The organism is Allobosea sp. BE125 (assembly GCF_031456075.1).
Lineage (GTDB): Bacteria > Pseudomonadota > Alphaproteobacteria > Rhizobiales > Beijerinckiaceae > Allobosea.
The window spans coordinates 104356-120460 of the sequence record NZ_JAVDTY010000008.1; the positions used below are offsets into that span (position 1 = coordinate 104356).

The following is a 16105-nucleotide window of genomic DNA, read 5'->3' on the forward strand; positions in this document are numbered from 1 at the left end:
CGATGAGATTCCTCCCGACGCTTGCCTTGCCAAAGCGTGCCTTGCCAACGCTTGCCTTGGCTCTAGGCCTGGTCTGCACCAGCTTGGCGCAACCCGCTTTGTCGCAAGAGGCGCGCTGGGACGTCATCAACGAATATCCGGCCTCGTCGCTGCCCGGCGAGGCGGACAGCTTCTTTGCCGAGGCGGTGAAGGCAAAGGCGGCCGGAAAGCTCACGATCAACCCCATTCCCGACGCGAAATCGGGACTGCGTACGCGCGAGCAGTTGAAGGCGGTCTCGGACGGGCGCTTCGCCATGGCCAACAGCTTTGGCGGCGCGCTGGGCGACGAAGCTCCGCTCTTCCTGCTCTCTTCCCTGCCCTTCGTCACCGCTTCGACGGCGGATGCCAAGGCGCTCTATGACGCCGCCAGGCCACTATACGAAAGCCTCTTCGCGGCGCGCGGGCAGAAGCTGCTCTACATCTCGCCCTGGCCGCCCTCGGGCATCTGGTCGGCGGCGCCGCTGAAGGATCTTGCGGCGCTGAAGGCGCTGAAAATCAGGACCTATGACAAGACCGGGACCGAGGTGCTGGCGCAGGTCGCGGCCAGCGCCGGTATCGTCTCCTTCTCCGATCTCAACCCCAAGCTGGACTCCGGCGAGATCAACGCCGTGCTCTCCTCCGGCGATGGCGGGGCTGGCCGGCAATTGTGGAAATACACCCTCAACTTTTCGGAGATCCTCTACGCCGTGCCCCTGAGCTTCGCCTCGGTCTCGCTCGAAGCCTGGCAGAAGCTCGACACCGCGACGCAAGCCGCGGTCGAAGCTGCCGCAGCCGAGACGAGCGAGCATCAATGGCAGGCGATGAGCGGCCGCGTCGCGATCAACTACAAGCGCATGCGCGACAATGGCGTCACGATCGACGAGGCGCCGCCCAAGGAGGTGATGGACGCACTTCGGGCCGCGGCCGCGCAATCCGTAGCGCAATGGAAAGCCACGGCCGATCCCGCGGCGCAGCAAGTCCTGACGGACTTCCTGGCGCGTCCGCGCTGAACCCGCTCACAGGTTGTCGTGCAGAAGCCCCAGGGCCGACGCCGCAAAGACGCGCATATTGCCGATGCGATCACCGGAGCCGGTCTCGATCGTCCTGACCAGTTCGACAGGCCCGGAGATCGCCAGGCAACTATGGCCCGGCGCATCGCCATAGCTGTTGCCCGAAGGCCCGGAGGCCCCGGTTTCCGCCAGTCCCCAGGTTGCGCCGAAGCGCACGCGCAACCGCCGCGCCAGCAGCAAGGCATAAGGCTCGCTGGCCGAGCGGATGCCCTCCATCTCCGCAAGCGAGATGCCCATCAGGCCCTCGCGCGCCTGTCTGGTGTAGACGACGGCGCCGCTGACGAAGAAGGCGGATGCGCCGGGCTGGGCCAGGAGCGAGGCCGCGATCAGGCCGCCAGCCGAGGATTCCGCCACGGCCACGGTCTCGCCGCGCGCCTTGAGCCGCGCCCCGATCTGCCCCGCCAGTTCCAACAATCCCTGCATGCCCGTTCCAACCCTTTTCGGCGCTGCGATCGCTTGCCTGGTACCGGTTGCAGACCCAATCCGAATGCGCGTCAAGCGACCCGGCCCGCACCGCAACCGTCTTGCACCATACGCCAAACCCAATAGATATGGTCGGCAAGGAGCCATGACGTCACGATGACATTCGACGAAACCCTGGGACGGTCGCGCATGCGCGATCCGGTGATCAAGCTGCACGGCGCCGAGGCCTTCGCGGCCATGCACAAGGCCGGCCGATTGACCGCCGCGGGCCTCGACACGCTCGGCGATTACGTCAAGCCGGGCGTCACCACGCAGCGCCTTGACGACCTCGCCTTCCAATTCGCCATGGACAACGGCGCCTATCCGGCGACCTTGTTCTATCGCGGCTACACCAAGTCGATCTGCACCTCAATCAACCACGTCGTCTGCCACGGCATCCCCGACGACAAGCCGCTGCGCGAGGGCGACGTCCTCAATATCGACTACACCCTGATCGTTGATGGCTGGCATGGCGATTCCAGCCGGATGTACGGCGTCGGCGAAATCTCGCGCAAGGCCGAGCGCCTGATCGAGATCACCTATGAGAGCCTGCTGCGCGGCATCAAGGCCGTCCGCGCCGGCGCGACCACAGGCGATATCGGCTTCGCGATCCAGCGCTATGCCGAAGGCGAGCGCTGCTCGGTGGTCCGGGATTTCTGCGGCCACGGCGTCGGCCAGGTCTTCCACGACGCGCCCAATATCCTGCATTACGGCTCGCCCGGCGAGGGCCCGCAGCTCAAGACCGGCATGATCTTCACCATCGAGCCGATGATCAATCTCGGCAAATCAGGCGTCAAAGTCCTCTCCGACGGCTGGACCGCCGTGACGCGAGACCGCTCGCTCTCGGCCCAGTTCGAACATACCATCGGCGTCACCGAAACCGGCTGCGAGATCTTCACCCTGTCGCCGACCGGACGCGACAATCCGCTCGCCCTGCGATGACGGCAGGCGGCGGCAAGGTTCCAAACCGCACCGCCCAGTCAGGCGCCCTTCCCGACGTTGCCCCGCATTATCACGGCCATCGCGAGCGCCTGCGCACCCGCTTCCAGGATGCGGGCGCGGCCGCCCTGCCCGATTACGAACTGCTCGAACTGCTGCTCTTCCGCTCGATCCCGCAGCGCGACGTCAAGCCGCTCGCCAAGGAATTGATCCAGCGCTTCGGCTCCTTTGCCGAGGTGCTCGCCGCACCATCCGCGCGGCTCACCGAGGTCAAGGGTGTCGGCGCGGGCGTCGCGCTCGACCTCAAGATCGTCGAGGCCGCGCTGACGCGCATGGCCAAGGGCGCAGTCGCCAACCGCACCGTGCTTTCGTCCTGGCCGGCCGTGCTCGATTATTGCCGCATGGCGATGGCCTTCTCCGAGCGCGAGCAGCTCCGCATCCTCTTTCTCGACAAGAAGAACGCGCTGATCGCCGACGAAGTTCAGCAGACCGGCACGGTCGACCACACGCCGGTCTATCCACGCGAGGTCATGCGCCGGGCGCTGGAGCTCTCGGCAACGGCGCTGATCCTCGTACACAACCACCCCTCTGGCGACCCGGCGCCGTCGCAGGCGGACATCCAGATAACCAAGGCGATCGTCGACATCGCAGCTCCGCTCGGCATCGCCGTGCATGACCACGTCATCGTCGGCAAAAACGGCCATGCGAGTTTGAAGCAGCTGCGGCTGATCTAGATTTATAGGCCACAATCCATTTGGTTGCGCCAACCTCCGGCGAGCGAGGCACTCGCTTGAGCCGGCCGGTGATCCGGCCTCTACGCCCCGGTCGCGGCGAACGTTTGTAAACAACTTCAGCCCCGCAGGCATGCAGCGCCCGCCGGGCGAATTCGTAGCCGAACATGACAACCGAGATCAGGTCGCGGCCGGACACCGTTCGCCCCGCCACGGTCTGGGCGGCGAGCACGGCTGGCAGGGGCAACAAACTCCCGCTGTGAGCCTGGGCGGGAAGCCTCTATCATCGGATGCCTGCCAAACCGCTCAGATCGAGGCACATGACGACGTCGCAGAAGCTGGGATTTGATCTTTGGCAATTGGAGATCTTTCGAACGGTCGTCGCCACGGGGAGCCTGACCAAGGGCGCGCGGCGGGTCGGATTGACGCAATCGGCGGTGTCGCAGGTCGTGGCCAATCTCGAAAAAGCCATGGGTGTCACCCTGCTCGACCGCGACATCCGGCCCGTGCAGGCGACGACGGCTGGCCGGTTGCTCATGGAAAAGGCGCATGACCTGCTGGAGCAGGCCCGCGAGCTTGAGACGGCGGTCAAATCGTCTGCCCATCATGTGATCCCGACCTTGCGGATCTCGATGGTCGCCTCGCTGACCACGACGCTCGGGCCCGATTTCGTCCGGGAACTGGGCAAGAGCGTCAAACGGTGCTCGCTGTTTGCGAACATGCGGGGCATCAGCGAGGAACAGTTCCAGGCCCGTGAAATCGACATCCTCATCGGCGTCGATCTTCTCAGGGAAGTCGATGCGGCCATCACGATTCCGCTGCTGATCGAGCCCTACGCCCTGGCGCTGCCCGCCGAATGGGACATCGAGGTCCGGTCTTTGGCCGATCTCAAAGGCCGCAATTTCATTCGCCATACCCATCGCACCAGCGCCGGCCGCCAGGTCGAACAGGTGATCCGGCAGTTGCGGCTGGAGTTTCCCCGCGAGTTCGAGAGCGACACGGCCGACACCATCGCAACCATGGTGTCGGCGGGTCTCGGCTGGTCGATCACCACGCCGCTGATGGCGCTGCAGACCAAGGAACGCATGACCGGGGTGCGGCTTTTGCCGCTGCCGGGCATCAAGATACGTCGGCGGATCGACCTTTATTCCCGGAAGTCCGAACTCGGTGCGATTCCGCAAGAGGTCGCCCATGTCCTTCACGTCCTGCTTCGGGACAAGATTGCGCCCAGCCTGCATGCCATCGCCCCGTGGATGGGTGATCAGTTCCACGTCTTCGAGCAGCCGCGCGGTTGACGCGCAGCGAAGGCAGTCTGCGGGGCAGCAATCCCGCAGGCCTGTAGCCAATTACTTCAACGGCACTTCGTTGATGGAAACCTCGGTGATCGCGCTTGGCTGCACCTCATATTTGGCGACGATCTTGTTGTAGGTCCCATCAGTCAGCATCGCCTTGAGCGCGCCTGCGACGGCATCGCGCAAGGCGGCGTTCTTTTTGGCCACCCCGATGCCTTGGAAGGTGATGGCGAAGGGAGCTCCGAGGAGCTTGTAGGTATCGGGGTCGAGCTTCATCAGATAGGGCAGGCTCTCATTGCCCTGGGCGCCGGCATCGATGCGGCCCTGTCGGAGCTGCGCCCGCGCATCGGCTGAACCTTCCGTGCCCAGCACCTTGATCGCAGGCTTGCCGGCCTTGACGCACCATTCCTGGCTCCAGGCATCGATGTCCTTGGGAAAGTTCGTGCGGCGGCTCGCCCCCACGGTCTTGCCACAGAGATCGGCGGCCTCCTTGAATTCGGCCGAGCGCTTGTGCTGGACGAAGAACTGAACGCCGGACTTCATATAGTCGATGAAATCGACCGTCTCGCGGCGGGCGGGGAGATCGTTCATCCCGCCGAGGATGAGATCGATCCGGTCGGTGGTGACCCCGCTGATCATCTGCTCGAAGCTGGTGTCCTGCCATTCGATCTTGATCCCCAGCTTATCGCCGATCGCATTGCCGATCTCGATGTCGTAGCCGGTGAGCTGGTTGGTCGCCGGATCCTTGAACGTCACGGGCGGGTAGTTCGGTGTCGTGCCGATGACGATCTTCCCCGCGCTTTTATACTTCTCGGGCAAAGCCTGGGCATGAGCGGCGGCGCTGAGCACCAGCAGGGCTCCCGCGGCGATGACGGCGAATTTCATTGTCCCACTCCTTTGTTGTCGTTGATGATCTCGAGGCAGCTCAGGCGCGCACCGCCGAGATGAAATCCTGGGTGCGCTTCTGGCGGGGCGAGGACAGCAGGTCCCGGGCGAGGCCGGCCTCGATGATCTCGCCCTGATCCATGAAGACGATGCGGTCGGCGACCTCGCGGGCGAAACCGAGTTCGTGCGTCACCACGACCATGGTCATGCCGCTGGTGGCGAGGTCCTTCATCACGGACAGGACGTCGCCGACGAGCTCCGGATCGAGAGCCGAGGTCGGCTCGTCGAACAGCATGATCTCCGGCCGCATGGCGAGACCGCGCGCGATCGCCACACGCTGCTGCTGCCCGCCCGACAATTCGGATGGATAGGCGTTTTCCTTGTCGGCCAGGCCAACCTGGGCAAGCAGCGCCCGGCCACGCGCCTGGGCCTGCTTCAACGGCTCGCCCAGAACCTGCACCGGACCTTCCGTGACGTTTGCCAGCGCCGTGAAGTGAGGGAACAGGTTGAAGCGCTGGAAGACCATGCCCACGCATTGCCGCTGCCGGGCGATCTCGGCGTCCGTCAGATGATAGAGTTTGGTGCCTTCGCGGCGATAGCCGATCAACTCGGCGTTGACCCAGATGGCGCCGCCATCGATCTGTTCGAGCTGGTTGATGCAGCGCAGAAGCGTGCTCTTGCCCGAACCGGACGGGCCGATGATGCAGACGACTTCGCCGGCATCGACCTCCAGATTGACCTGTTTGAGAGCGTCGAAATTGCCGAAGCGCTTGCAGACGTCGATGGCTCGGACGATGGGACTGGTTGAGGGGGAGTTCATCTCGCGCCTCCCGTCACAAGCTGTGGCGGACGGCGGCAACGCCGCGCCCGAAATAGCGCTCGACGAAGCTCTGGCCGAAACTCAGCACCGAGACGATGACGAGGTACCAGATGCTCGCGACGATCAGGAGTTCGAGCACGCGGGAATTCGCGTAGTAGATCGTCTGCGCGGCATGGAGCATTTCAGAGTACTGGATCACGCTCGCCAGCGATGTCAGCTTCACCATTCCGATGAACTCGTTGCCGACGGGCGGAACGATGACGCGCATCGCTTGCGGCATCACGATCCGCCGCAGCATCCGCAGGCGGGTCATGCCGATCGCCTGGGCTGCTTCGTACTGGCCGCGATCGACGGAGAGGAGGCCCGCTCGGACGACCTCGGATGTGTAGGCGCCCTGCTGGATGCCCAGGCCGAGCAATCCGGCGACGAACGGCGTCATCACATCGACCGTGCGCAGGTCGAAGAGCCCGGGGAAAGCGATCCGGGGGAAGATCAGGGCCAGGTTGAACCAGATCAGCAGTTGCAGCAGCGCCGGCGCGCCACGAAACAGCCAGACATAGAGCTTCGCCACGGTGCTCAGAACGGGGTTCTTCGAGAGGCGCATCACGGCGAAGAGCACGCCGAGAACGACACCCAGCAGCATCGCGCAGATTGCGAGCAGGATGGTGTTGGCAAGCCCGGTCATGATGGCCGGCGCCGTGAGAAACAGGCCGACATAGCGCCACTCGATATCGCCGACGGCAAAGGCCCGGATCAGCGCCGCCAGGACTGCGAGGATCAGGACGGTGGCGAGGATCCGGCCATAATGGCGCCGGGGCACGATCGTGTAGTGGGCGATCTTGTAGGCATCGGCCGGCAAGGCGGATTGTGGAGCGGAGATCGCGCTGACCCCGGCGAGATCCGTGTTGGAAGGCGGCATGCGTCATCCTCCCTTTCGGCAACAGAGCCGCGCCTGCTGCTGCAGCGCCTGGCTTGGCTCGAATCTGCGCGTCGTCGGCTTCATTGGGTTGTTCCCTCGGCTTTTTTGCTCGGCGCGGATGCCTATGCGGCGTGCCGCGTCAATCGGCGCGTTATGCCGGGCGCTGGTCCGAGCTGCTGTTTTGGGAAGACGCGGCGCCCGCATTGCCGAGATAGTCCAGGGCGCACATCACCTGCAGTTTGAGCACGGCGATGGCCTCGTCGATGGTGACGTGCTCGTCATCGCGTCCCATGCTGATCGGCGAAGGGCCGCAGATGATCGCGGGGATTTTGCGCCAGCGCCAATAGCGCGTGTCGGTGCCCCCGAGGCTCGAGACCGGCGGCGCGTCATGCCCGAGCAGGGACTTGATGTTGTTGCGCAGGATGGTCGCCATCTCGCCGAACGGATCGGTCATGCTCGCGGGGTAGCTGTGGTCCTCGTTCACGACCATCTCGCAGCCATGCTCCAAAGCCAGCGTTTCGAGATCGCGCCGGATGACGTCGCGGTCGGAGCCGATCGGTACGCGGATGTCGAGATGCGTGCTGCATCCGGTGGGAATCTGCGTCGCCTTCTGTCCGCCCTCGATGATGCCGACATTGACGGTGATGCGGCGCGCGATATCGCCTGCGCCCTTGCCGAGATTGGCGTCCGCCGCAGCGATCGTTTCAGGCGATGTCAGGACCGCATCGATCTCGGGAGGCAAGGTTGCGAGCTTGAGATGGTAGCGCTCATAGATCGCAGCGACGAGCTTGCAGACCGCCTCGATTGGATTGGGCGCGCGGTGCGGATAGCCGCCATGCCCTCCCGCGCTCCTGGCGGAAAGCTGGAAGCGCAGGGTTCCCTTCTCCGTGAAGCGCAGATTGGCCAGCCCGCTGGGCTCGCCATTGAGGCAGCAATCTCCGGCGATTTCATCGGCGAATTCATCGAACAGATATTTCGTGCCGTATCGTCCGCCGGACTGCTCGTCGGAGACGACCGTCAGGGTCAAGGCGCCGCTGAGATGCTCGCTATAGGGATAGAGATAGCAATAGGTCAGGATCGAGGCGAGCGTCCCGGTCTTCATGTCGGAGGCGCCTCGGCCCATGATCGTACCGTCGACGATATCCGCGTCCCACAAGCGTTCATTGGTGACGGGGAAAACGTCCATATGCCCGTTCAGGACGAGATGACGGCCCGGTCTGGGCGCATCCCAGCGGCCGATGATGTTGGGCATGTCGTCCCTGAGAGCGACGGTCCTGTGCGGGCTGCCGAACTGGTCGAGGATGCTGCGGACGAAATCGGCCGTCTCGCGCATATCGCCTGGCGGGTTGACGCTTTTGATCTGAAGGAACCGCTGGAGCAAGGCGATGATCTCGTCGCGCCTTCCGTCGATCATCCGGCACAATTCGGCTTTGATGGCCGCGACGTCTTTGGACATGGGAAACCTGCTTGCCGTGACGATCCTCGGGTGCCGGTCGAGCCAAGCCCCGTTCGAGTCATCAAATCACGGCGCTGGAAGGCGCAAAGGCAATATAAGAATATCTAATTGAAGAGATCGACACTGCTAATTCTTCTGCTTAGCAGGCCTGAGTGCACTCTCACGCGAAATCCGCGCGAGAACGGCCACTCGCTGGGCTAGCTGCGGTCCCACGCACCGAGCCGCTGGGAGGCCGACAGTTCGGAGGTCCGGAGAGGACATCGGAAGAACCGCTCGGCAAGGCAAGATTTATCTGGGGTGGTACGGACAGCGCGTATTTGAGGATCTCGGCAGGTAGGCCCTGGCTAGTCCTGCATCGGCGTCTAGGCATCGCCGGAATCGCCGAAGGCCATCCAGCCGCCATCGACGGAGAGGACCACCCCGGTGATGTAGGAGGCGGCCGGCGAACAGAGGAACCAGACAGCCTCGGCGATCTCGGCCGGCTCCGCCAACCGACCCATCGGCGTACGCCGTTGGAGTCTCGCCTGGTCGACGCGGCCGCTCGCGATCAGCTCTGCCACCAGCGCTGTCCTGACATAGCCCGGCGCGACCGCGTTGACGCGGATGCCGCGGCCGGCCCATTCCACCGCCATCGACCGCGTCATCGCAGCGACACCGGCCTTGGCGGCGCCATAGGCATTGCGACGCGGCAGGCCCGACAGACCGGCGATCGAGGAGAGATTGACAATCGCGCCGCTGCCTTGAGCCAGCATGCCGCGCCCGACCTCGCGCGAAACCGCAAAGACACCCTGCAGGTTCACGCGCACGATCCGCTCGAAGGCAAGATGATCCTGATCCACCGTCGGCTTATGCGTGTCGGCGATCCCGGCATTATTGACCAGCATGTCGATGCGCCCGTGACGCGCCAGGATGGCGGCGATGCCGGAGGTCACGGAGCTCTCATCGGCGACATCCATGGCGAGCCCGTGATGGCCAAGCCCCTGATGGCCAGGCCCGATAGCGGCCGCCTTCGCAGCAGCTTTGCTTCCATCCAGATCCGCAATGACGACGGTGCAGCCCGCTTGCGCAAACCGTTCGGCGACAGCGAAACCGATGCCGTCGGCCCCGCCGGTTACCACCGCCACTGGAGTTCCCGCCATTGCGCCCTCCGCGTTCAGTCGTAGCCGGGGCGCGGGATCAGGTTCATCAACATGCGGCTATAGCCGCCGTCGACGATGATCTCCTGGCCCGTGATGTAGCTCGCCCGCGGGCAGGCCAGGAACAGCGCGGCATCGGCGATGTCCTGCGGCATCCCGATCCGGCCCGCCGGCACCACAGCGCTGCGGCGCTCGCGCACGCCCGGCGCCACATAGAAATCCCGGCTCATCGGGGTCTCGACCATGCCGGGGCTGACGACGTTGCTGCGGACACCCTCTCCCGCCCATTCGGTGGCCAGCTGACGCGACAGCATCACGACGCCTGCCTTGCTGACGCTGTAGGCGCCGCTGCGGTCCTGCGGATGCGAGCCGGCGATCGAAGCGACATGGACGATCGCGCCACGGCCCGCCACCCGCATCTGTCGTCCGAAGGCCTGGGCACAGAGCAGGTAGCCGGTCAGGTTGACGGCCAGCAAGGCATTCCATTCCGCCAGCGGAATGCTGGCGAGCGCACCGGGCCGAAGCAGGCCTGCATTGTTGACGAGCACCGCACAAGCGCCGTGCCGCTCGAAGCTTTGAGCCGCGGCTTGCTCGACGGCAACGGGATCCGTGATATCGCAAGGCAGGGATAAGACTTCTCCCTTCGCCATCTCCGAAACAGCGGTTGCCGCATCCGCGAGGCCTGCTTCATCGCGATCGAGCAGGACAAGCCGCGCGCCCTGCCCTGCCAGGCTGACGGCGATGGCGCGGCCTATGCCGCCCGAAGCACCGGTGACGACACAGAGCACGCCGCCGAGGCCGAGCCATCCATCCACGCCGGCGCTCATCGCGGCGGTTCCCGATCGACACCGGCAAGATGCCGCCCGAGGATATAGCCGAAGGTCATGATCGGCCCGAGCGTGATGCCAGCGCCGGGATAGTTCCCGCCCATCATGCTGGCGCGGTCATTGCCGACGGCGAACAGCCCTTCGACCGGTCTGCCATCCCCACGCAGCACCTGGCCGCTGACATCCGTATCGAGGCCGTCGAAGGTTCCGAGATCGCCCATCACCAGCTTCACCGCATAGAACGGTCCCTGCTGGACAGGCGCGACGCAGGGGTTGGGCTTGTGGCTGGGGTCGGCGAGATAGCGATTGAACGAGGTCGAGCCCTTGCCGAACTCAGGATCCTCCCCCTTCTCGGCCCCCGGATTGAAGGCGGCGACGCTGCGCTCGAGGCCGCCTGGATCGATGCCGGCCTGCCGGGCCAGTTCGGCGAGCGTCTTGCCGCTCAGAAGATAGCCGCTGCGCAGATAGCCGATCAGCGGCACCGGCGCCGGCTTCACATAGCCCAACCCGTAGCGGCGGATCGTCCGGTGGTCGCAGATCAGCCAGGCAGCCGTCTCCGGTTCGGTCTCGCAGGCCTTGATCATGGCGGCGCCGAAATCGTGATAGGATTCCGCCTCGTTGCAGAAGCGCCGACCGTGCCGATCGACCGCGATGATGCCGGCCTTGCAGCGGTCGAGCAGATGCGGAAACACACCCGTGCGCCCGCCCGAGAGCGGCACCTTAGAGACCGGCATCCAGGCGGCGGCGTTGGGATAGCGCGCCTCGAAGCGCCCGCCTGCGGTTTCGGCGAGGCGTATGCCGTCGCCGGTATTGCCGGCCGGGGTGGGCGAGGCGTGCTCTCCGCCGCGCGCGACATGCGGATAGGCTTGCCTCGTCCTCACCGCATCATGCGGGAAGCCGCCGCAGGCCAGCACCACGCCACGGCGGGCCGTGATCCGCATGGCGCCTTCCGGGCACTGCAGCATAGCTCCGGTGACGCGTTCACCTTCCCGGATGAGCTCCCTGGCGGGCGTCGAGGTCAGGATCGGGATGCCGAGATCGAAGGCGGATTTCGCCAGCCGGGCAGCCAAAGCATTGCCGCTCGTGATCATGACCCCACGCCGATAGAGCAGGAGGTCCTTGAGATGGAGAGCGAGCCGGCGCGCGACATAGGCCGCCGAACTCAGTGAACGCGTCACGTTGAAGAAGTGCTTGAGGTCGGCATTCGACGAATTGAACATCATGCCGATGAAGGTGATCGTCGCCAGCGGCGGACGCAGGCGAGCGAGCTCCGGGCCCAGCACCGTCGCATCATAGGGCGCGGCAAGGACGGAGCGCCCGACATCGACCCCACCCGCCACCTTGGGGTGATAATCGGGATAGAGCGTCGGCACGAATTTCACCTGGGTTTCGCGCTCGAAGAACGCCAGCATCTCCGGGCCATGATCGAGAAAGGCCTCGATCACATCCTGGCGCGCGAAATTGCCGACCTCATTGCGCAGATAGGTCCGCACGGCCTCGCGGTCGTCGCCACGGCCGGCGCGAGCCGCATGCGGGCTGCCGGGAATCCAGAGAACGCCGCCGGAAAAAGCGGTCGTGCCGCCGAAGAAGGCTTCCTTCTCCACGACGATGACATCGAGGCCGTGCTTGCGGGCGGTGACCGCAGTCGAGAGCCCGCCTGCCCCCGAGCCGATGACCAGCACGTCGCAGATGCGTTCGGGCAGCGAAGCGGCCATGTCAGGAGCCTTTCATGCGGCCAGCGTCGGGCGCGGCAGCGCGTCCGAAAAGGCCCAGCCGGCAGCCGCCAGCGCCCGCGCCCCGTCGATCAGGCCGTTCAGTGGCTGGTCCGAGAGGATCTCCAGCGCCACGGGCCCGGTATAGCCAAGCTCAGCGAGGCGGGCGCCAATGGCGGCGAAATCGATATCGCCGGAGCCGATCGGATCATGACGCCATTGGCCGCCCGGGCTGTCGGAGACATGGACGATGCCGAGGCGCGAACCGAGCAGGCGCAGGCCTTCGACCGGATCTTCGCCGATCGCGACCGCGTTCGCGACGTCATAGATGACCGGGACATCGTCCAGCCCTTCCTCGCGCAGGAAACGGTCGATCGTGCCGGCATCCGCAAGCAGGCCCTGCGGATGGTTCTCCAGGATGACGTCGATGCCCTGGCGGCGCGCCTCCTCGACGATCGCCAGGAAGGCCGGGCGGAACGTCTCCATCAGCCGCGTATTGGCATCGGCCAGCAGCGCATGCCCCCGGCCCGAGCCGACGCAGACCCAGGGCGCACCGAGCTCGGCACAGCGCGTGATCGCGCGGCGATAGGCATCGACGGCGAAGGCGACGACATCCGGCGAGGCGCTGGCGAGATTGATGTCGCTGCTGGCGAGATCCGCCGCGAGAAGCGTCATCCCGCTCCGATCGAGAATGCCCCGCAAACGCCGCGTCCGCTCGTGATCCTCGCGCCAGCTGTCGAAATGCGGCGGCGCGGCCATGAGCTGGATCTGCGAGAAGCCGGCTTGCGCGATCTGCTCGAACGCAGCCTCCGCACTCTCCCGCCAGACGAAACCGAAGGTATGGGCGGCGAGCCTGAACATCTCACAGGCCCCCGTCGCGGTAATAGGCGAAGGTGCGTTCGATCCCCTCGCGCAGGCTGGTCGAAGGCAGCCCCGGCAGGATTTCGCGCACGCTCCCCTCGGCGATATCGGGGGCGGAGGGCATCAGCTCGCCTCCCCTCCGGATATCGGCGTCAGGGCGCAAGCGGCGCAATTCGTCGATCACATCCTGCGGCGTGGCGAGCGTTCCGACGAGGTTGAAGACAGGGGCGCCGTCAGGCTTGCGCAGCAGCGCAGCCTCATAGGCGGCCGCGACGTCCTCGACATAAACCAGGCCGGCCGCCCCCTCATACGGAAACACATAGCTCTCGCCGAGCGCCGCCGCGCGGCAGGCCAATGACGGCCCGGCGCTGAGGCCGCTGTCCCGCCCCGGCCCGTAGACGACATAGGGCCGGAAGCCGCTGCTCGCGAGGCGATGATCCTCCCAATACGCCCGCGCGCAGCCTTCGCAAGCAAGCTTGAAGGCGCCGTAATGCGACACCGGAACCGGCGTGTGGCCATCCGCCGGGCCATAGACGCCGGCCGTGCTGGTATAGATCAGGCGGTCGATGCCACACGCCCGCGCGGCCTCGAAGATGTTGAGCGTGCCGATCAGGTTGATCTGCGCGCCGCGCACCGGATCGGCCTTGCAAGCCAGGGTCAGTACCCCGGCAAGATGGATGATTGCGTCGCAGCCCTCGGCGGCGGCGCGCACATCATCGGCGCTGACGATGTCGCCGATGCGCCATTCGCAGGCTTGCGCTGCCGCCTCGCCCGCAATCGCGGCGATGAGGCCGCGCTTCTCGGTCAGATCGAAGATCCGGACGGCGTGGCCGCCCGCCGCCAGGCGCCTGACGATCCAGGCGCCGAGGAAGCCCGCGCCGCCGGTGACGAGAATACGCATGACTGTCCTTTGGCTCAGTGGTTCATGCGGGCGAGTCGAAGAAATTCGACTCGCCGCTGGCGCGCCGTGGCGCGAGCGTCGGCGTCACCATCATGGCGAGAGACAACTCGCGCGCTGCTTCGATGAGCAGCGGCGAGAGGCTCAGCATCTTCTCTTCGGAGAGCCGGTTATGCAGGCCGGCGATGACGACGGCGCCGATGACTTCGCCGGTCTGCGGCCTGCGGATCGGGGCGGCCGTGGCGTTCATCCAGGCCGAATAGGTCTGGACGACAAGGCTGAAGCCGCGCTGGCGCGCCTGCCGGATATAGCGCAGCAGCGCCGCCTTGGTCTGCGGCGCGCGCGGACCGAACTCCTCGCGCGAGCCATAGCCCTGCTTCTCGACGAGAGCGAGCGCCTCCTCCTCCGGCAGGCAGGACAGCCAGGCATGGCCGCTGGCCGAACAGGAAAGCCGGCCGACCTGGCCCATATCCGGATCGTAGCGCAGGCCGAATGGCGAGCCCTGCGATTTGGCCACCCAGACGAGTTCTCGTCCGTCGACCAAGGCAAGGCGGACGAGTTCTCCGGCATCGCGCGCCAGCCGGTCGAGGATCGGCTGGGCGAAGTCGGTGATGCCGCTGCCGGCGAGGAAGCTGAAAGCGAGCGAGGCGATCTTGGCGGTGAGCTGATAGGCCCCGAGCTGGCGCTCCTGCCGGACATAGCCCTGCTCGACCAGGCTCGTCAGCACGCGATGGGTGGCGCTGCGCGGAATGCCGAGCCGGTCGGCGATTTCGTAGAGCTGCAGGCCGTGTGCATGGGCTGCCAACAGCTCCAGCACGCCAAGCGTCCGCTCGAGCAGCCCGCTAGGCCCCGCTTCCTGCTCGGCGGCTGGATCGTCGTTGTCGAGTCGCTTTGCCATGGGCTTATCCGGAGGTGAGGGCCACACGCCGGCCCGTCCGCGCTGCCTCGCTCACCGCAAGTGTCGCCCGTAACGTCCTCGTCGCGTCGGCCGCATCGATCAGAGGCGTGGTTTCGCCCCGCGCAACCTCGCACAGGTGGCGCAACTGTTTGACGTATGGGCTGCCGCGCGTGACCGCAAGCGCGTCCTGGGAGAGCGCGGCGAACCAGCTCTTCTCCCCCTGATAGCGCCAGAGCTCGAGGCGCGGCAAAGTCAGCGACCCCTGCGTGCCGCTGATGAAATGCGAGTTCACCGGCGCCGGCTGCGGCGGGTAAGGCGGCAGTTCGCCGGAGCTGAGATCCCAGCTCCAGGGCGTGACCGCCGTGTCGGACAGGCTGATCGTCACCAGCGCGCCATTGGCGAGTTGCAGGAGGACGGCTGCGGTATCCTCGACGGGAAAGCCGCGCACCGCGTTCGAGGTCACCGCCTGCACGGATTCGATCTCGCCGCAGATGAAGCGGATCAGGTCGATCTCATGGATGAGGTTGATCAGGATTGGCCCGCCGCCAGGCTCGCGCCGCCAGGCCATGTCGAAATAAGGCTCCGGCTTGAAGAAGGTGTAGAGCACCGAGACATTGGTCAGCCGCCCGAGTTCGCCCGACCCCACGAGCTCGCGAGCCCGCGCGATGATGGGGTTATGGCGCCGGTGGTGGCCGACAAGCACGGGCACGCCGGCCTTCGCGGAAGCCACGGCGAGCGCCTCCCCTTCCTCGACCGTGCTCGCGACCGGCTTCTCGACCAGAACCGGCACCCCGGCGGCGATCGCATCGAGCGAGATCGGCAGATGGGTGTTGTTCGGCGTCGCGACGATCAGCGCATCGGGACGCACCTGCTCCAGGAGCTGGCGGTGATCCGAAAACCAGGCAAGCCCCCTCTCCTCGCAGAAGCGCCGGCCGGCTTCCGTCGGGTCGGCGACTCCGGTCACGCGGCAGAAATCCGTCCTGAGGATCACCTCGGCATGCATGCGCCCGATCGCGCCCGCCCCGACGAGGCCAATTGAGAATTGCGGCATCGGTCTCTCCACTCCGCCGCATATCTCCCCCGCACCGGCTCCAGCGTCAAGCGATTTCGGAACTGGATTCCAGTTTTGAAAATAATAGTAGAACTGGATTCCAGCTATGTTACACGGACGAAGTTCGGTC

General features: G+C 65.6%; 16 protein-coding genes. 4 read left to right on the forward strand and 12 right to left on the reverse strand.

Annotation, left to right across the window (positions count from 1 at the left end):
- Positions 1 to 2 precede the first annotated feature (2 nt).
- Entirely contained in the window at positions 3 to 1028 is a 1026-nt protein-coding gene (locus J2Y55_RS18520; protein ID WP_310156550.1) for a TRAP transporter substrate-binding protein, read from the forward strand.
- Between the two features lie 6 nt (positions 1029 to 1034).
- Here J2Y55_RS18520 and J2Y55_RS18525 read toward each other — a convergent pair whose 3' ends face one another.
- Entirely contained in the window at positions 1035 to 1511 is a 477-nt protein-coding gene (locus J2Y55_RS18525; RefSeq protein WP_310156552.1) for a CinA family protein, read from the reverse strand.
- Positions 1512 to 1667: 156 nt separating this feature from the next.
- Here J2Y55_RS18525 and map point away from each other — a divergent pair, with 156 nt between their 5' ends.
- From map to J2Y55_RS18540, 3 genes are all read left to right on the forward strand, one after another.
- Positions 1668 to 2492 carry a type I methionyl aminopeptidase gene (map, locus tag J2Y55_RS18530; RefSeq protein WP_310156554.1) on the forward strand — a complete coding sequence of 275 codons (825 nt, stop codon included), beginning with the start codon at positions 1668 to 1670 and terminating at the stop codon, positions 2490 to 2492.
- On the forward strand, positions 2489 to 3223 hold the full coding sequence (gene radC, locus J2Y55_RS18535) for a RadC family protein (protein WP_310156556.1): 735 nt from the start codon (positions 2489 to 2491) through the stop codon (positions 3221 to 3223). The genes map and radC overlap by 4 nt, the downstream gene beginning before the upstream one ends.
- Positions 3224 to 3540: 317 nt before the next feature.
- Positions 3541 to 4515 carry a LysR family transcriptional regulator gene (locus tag J2Y55_RS18540; RefSeq protein WP_310156558.1) on the forward strand — a complete coding sequence of 325 codons (975 nt, stop codon included), beginning with the start codon at positions 3541 to 3543 and terminating at the stop codon, positions 4513 to 4515.
- Positions 4516 to 4566: 51 nt separating this feature from the next.
- Here J2Y55_RS18540 and J2Y55_RS18545 read toward each other — a convergent pair whose 3' ends face one another.
- The 11 genes from J2Y55_RS18545 to J2Y55_RS18595 form a co-directional block, all read right to left on the reverse strand.
- The gene (locus J2Y55_RS18545; protein ID WP_310156560.1) at positions 4567 to 5397 is read right to left on the reverse strand and encodes an ABC transporter substrate-binding protein; all 831 of its coding nucleotides are present in this window, start codon (positions 5395 to 5397) and stop codon (positions 4567 to 4569) included.
- Positions 5398 to 5437: 40 nt separating this feature from the next.
- Positions 5438 to 6217 (reverse strand): amino acid ABC transporter ATP-binding protein, encoded by a 780-nt coding sequence (locus tag J2Y55_RS18550; protein ID WP_310156562.1) that lies wholly within the window; start codon positions 6215 to 6217, stop codon positions 5438 to 5440.
- 13 nt (positions 6218 to 6230) lie between these two features.
- Positions 6231 to 7136, reverse strand: coding sequence for an amino acid ABC transporter permease (locus J2Y55_RS18555; protein WP_310156564.1), 906 nt, complete (start codon positions 7134 to 7136; stop codon positions 6231 to 6233).
- Positions 7137 to 7287: 151 nt separating this feature from the next.
- Positions 7288 to 8592, reverse strand: coding sequence for a M20/M25/M40 family metallo-hydrolase (locus J2Y55_RS18560; RefSeq protein ID WP_310156566.1), 1305 nt, complete (start codon positions 8590 to 8592; stop codon positions 7288 to 7290).
- A 362-nt stretch (positions 8593 to 8954) separates the two neighbouring features.
- Entirely contained in the window at positions 8955 to 9731 is a 777-nt protein-coding gene (locus J2Y55_RS18565; protein ID WP_310156568.1) for an SDR family NAD(P)-dependent oxidoreductase, read from the reverse strand.
- 14 nt (positions 9732 to 9745) lie between these two features.
- Entirely contained in the window at positions 9746 to 10555 is an 810-nt protein-coding gene (locus J2Y55_RS18570; protein WP_310156570.1) for an SDR family NAD(P)-dependent oxidoreductase, read from the reverse strand.
- Entirely contained in the window at positions 10552 to 12270 is a 1719-nt protein-coding gene (locus J2Y55_RS18575; protein ID WP_310156572.1) for an FAD-dependent oxidoreductase, read from the reverse strand. The genes J2Y55_RS18570 and J2Y55_RS18575 overlap by 4 nt, the downstream gene beginning before the upstream one ends.
- A gap of 12 nt (positions 12271 to 12282) precedes the next feature.
- Positions 12283 to 13128 carry a sugar phosphate isomerase/epimerase family protein gene (locus tag J2Y55_RS18580; protein WP_310156574.1) on the reverse strand — a complete coding sequence of 282 codons (846 nt, stop codon included), beginning with the start codon at positions 13126 to 13128 and terminating at the stop codon, positions 12283 to 12285.
- Between the two features lies 1 nt (position 13129).
- Positions 13130 to 14029: an NAD-dependent epimerase/dehydratase family protein gene (locus J2Y55_RS18585; RefSeq protein ID WP_310156577.1), complete on the reverse strand. Its 900-nt coding sequence runs from the start codon at positions 14027 to 14029 to the stop codon at positions 13130 to 13132.
- A gap of 22 nt (positions 14030 to 14051) precedes the next feature.
- Entirely contained in the window at positions 14052 to 14924 is an 873-nt protein-coding gene (locus J2Y55_RS18590; protein WP_310156579.1) for an IclR family transcriptional regulator, read from the reverse strand.
- Positions 14925 to 14928: 4 nt separating this feature from the next.
- A complete protein-coding gene (locus J2Y55_RS18595; RefSeq protein ID WP_310156582.1) occupies positions 14929 to 15975 on the reverse strand; it encodes a Gfo/Idh/MocA family protein in 1047 nt (348 codons plus the stop codon).
- Positions 15976 to 16105: the final 130 nt, after the last annotated feature.

Bases quoted from the DNA above. Each gene is read 5' to 3' on its own strand.
- J2Y55_RS18520 (WP_310156550.1), top strand. From the start codon at position 3: ATGAGATTCCTCCCGACGCTTGCCTTGCCAAAGCGTGCCTTGCCAACG.
- J2Y55_RS18525 (WP_310156552.1), bottom strand. From the start codon at position 1,511: ATGCAGGGATTGTTGGAACTGGCGGGGCAGATCGGGGCGCGGCTCAAG.
- map (WP_310156554.1), top strand. From the start codon at position 1,668: ATGACATTCGACGAAACCCTGGGACGGTCGCGCATGCGCGATCCGGTG.
- radC (WP_310156556.1), top strand. From the start codon at position 2,489: ATGACGGCAGGCGGCGGCAAGGTTCCAAACCGCACCGCCCAGTCAGGC.
- J2Y55_RS18540 (WP_310156558.1), top strand. From the start codon at position 3,541: ATGACGACGTCGCAGAAGCTGGGATTTGATCTTTGGCAATTGGAGATC.
- J2Y55_RS18545 (WP_310156560.1), bottom strand. From the start codon at position 5,397: ATGAAATTCGCCGTCATCGCCGCGGGAGCCCTGCTGGTGCTCAGCGCC.
- J2Y55_RS18550 (WP_310156562.1), bottom strand. From the start codon at position 6,217: ATGAACTCCCCCTCAACCAGTCCCATCGTCCGAGCCATCGACGTCTGC.
- J2Y55_RS18555 (WP_310156564.1), bottom strand. From the start codon at position 7,136: ATGCCGCCTTCCAACACGGATCTCGCCGGGGTCAGCGCGATCTCCGCT.
- J2Y55_RS18560 (WP_310156566.1), bottom strand. From the start codon at position 8,592: ATGTCCAAAGACGTCGCGGCCATCAAAGCCGAATTGTGCCGGATGATC.
- J2Y55_RS18565 (WP_310156568.1), bottom strand. From the start codon at position 9,731: ATGGCGGGAACTCCAGTGGCGGTGGTAACCGGCGGGGCCGACGGCATC.
- J2Y55_RS18570 (WP_310156570.1), bottom strand. From the start codon at position 10,555: ATGAGCGCCGGCGTGGATGGATGGCTCGGCCTCGGCGGCGTGCTCTGT.
- J2Y55_RS18575 (WP_310156572.1), bottom strand. From the start codon at position 12,270: ATGGCCGCTTCGCTGCCCGAACGCATCTGCGACGTGCTGGTCATCGGC.
- J2Y55_RS18580 (WP_310156574.1), bottom strand. From the start codon at position 13,128: ATGTTCAGGCTCGCCGCCCATACCTTCGGTTTCGTCTGGCGGGAGAGT.
- J2Y55_RS18585 (WP_310156577.1), bottom strand. From the start codon at position 14,029: ATGCGTATTCTCGTCACCGGCGGCGCGGGCTTCCTCGGCGCCTGGATC.
- J2Y55_RS18590 (WP_310156579.1), bottom strand. From the start codon at position 14,924: ATGGCAAAGCGACTCGACAACGACGATCCAGCCGCCGAGCAGGAAGCG.
- J2Y55_RS18595 (WP_310156582.1), bottom strand. From the start codon at position 15,975: ATGCCGCAATTCTCAATTGGCCTCGTCGGGGCGGGCGCGATCGGGCGC.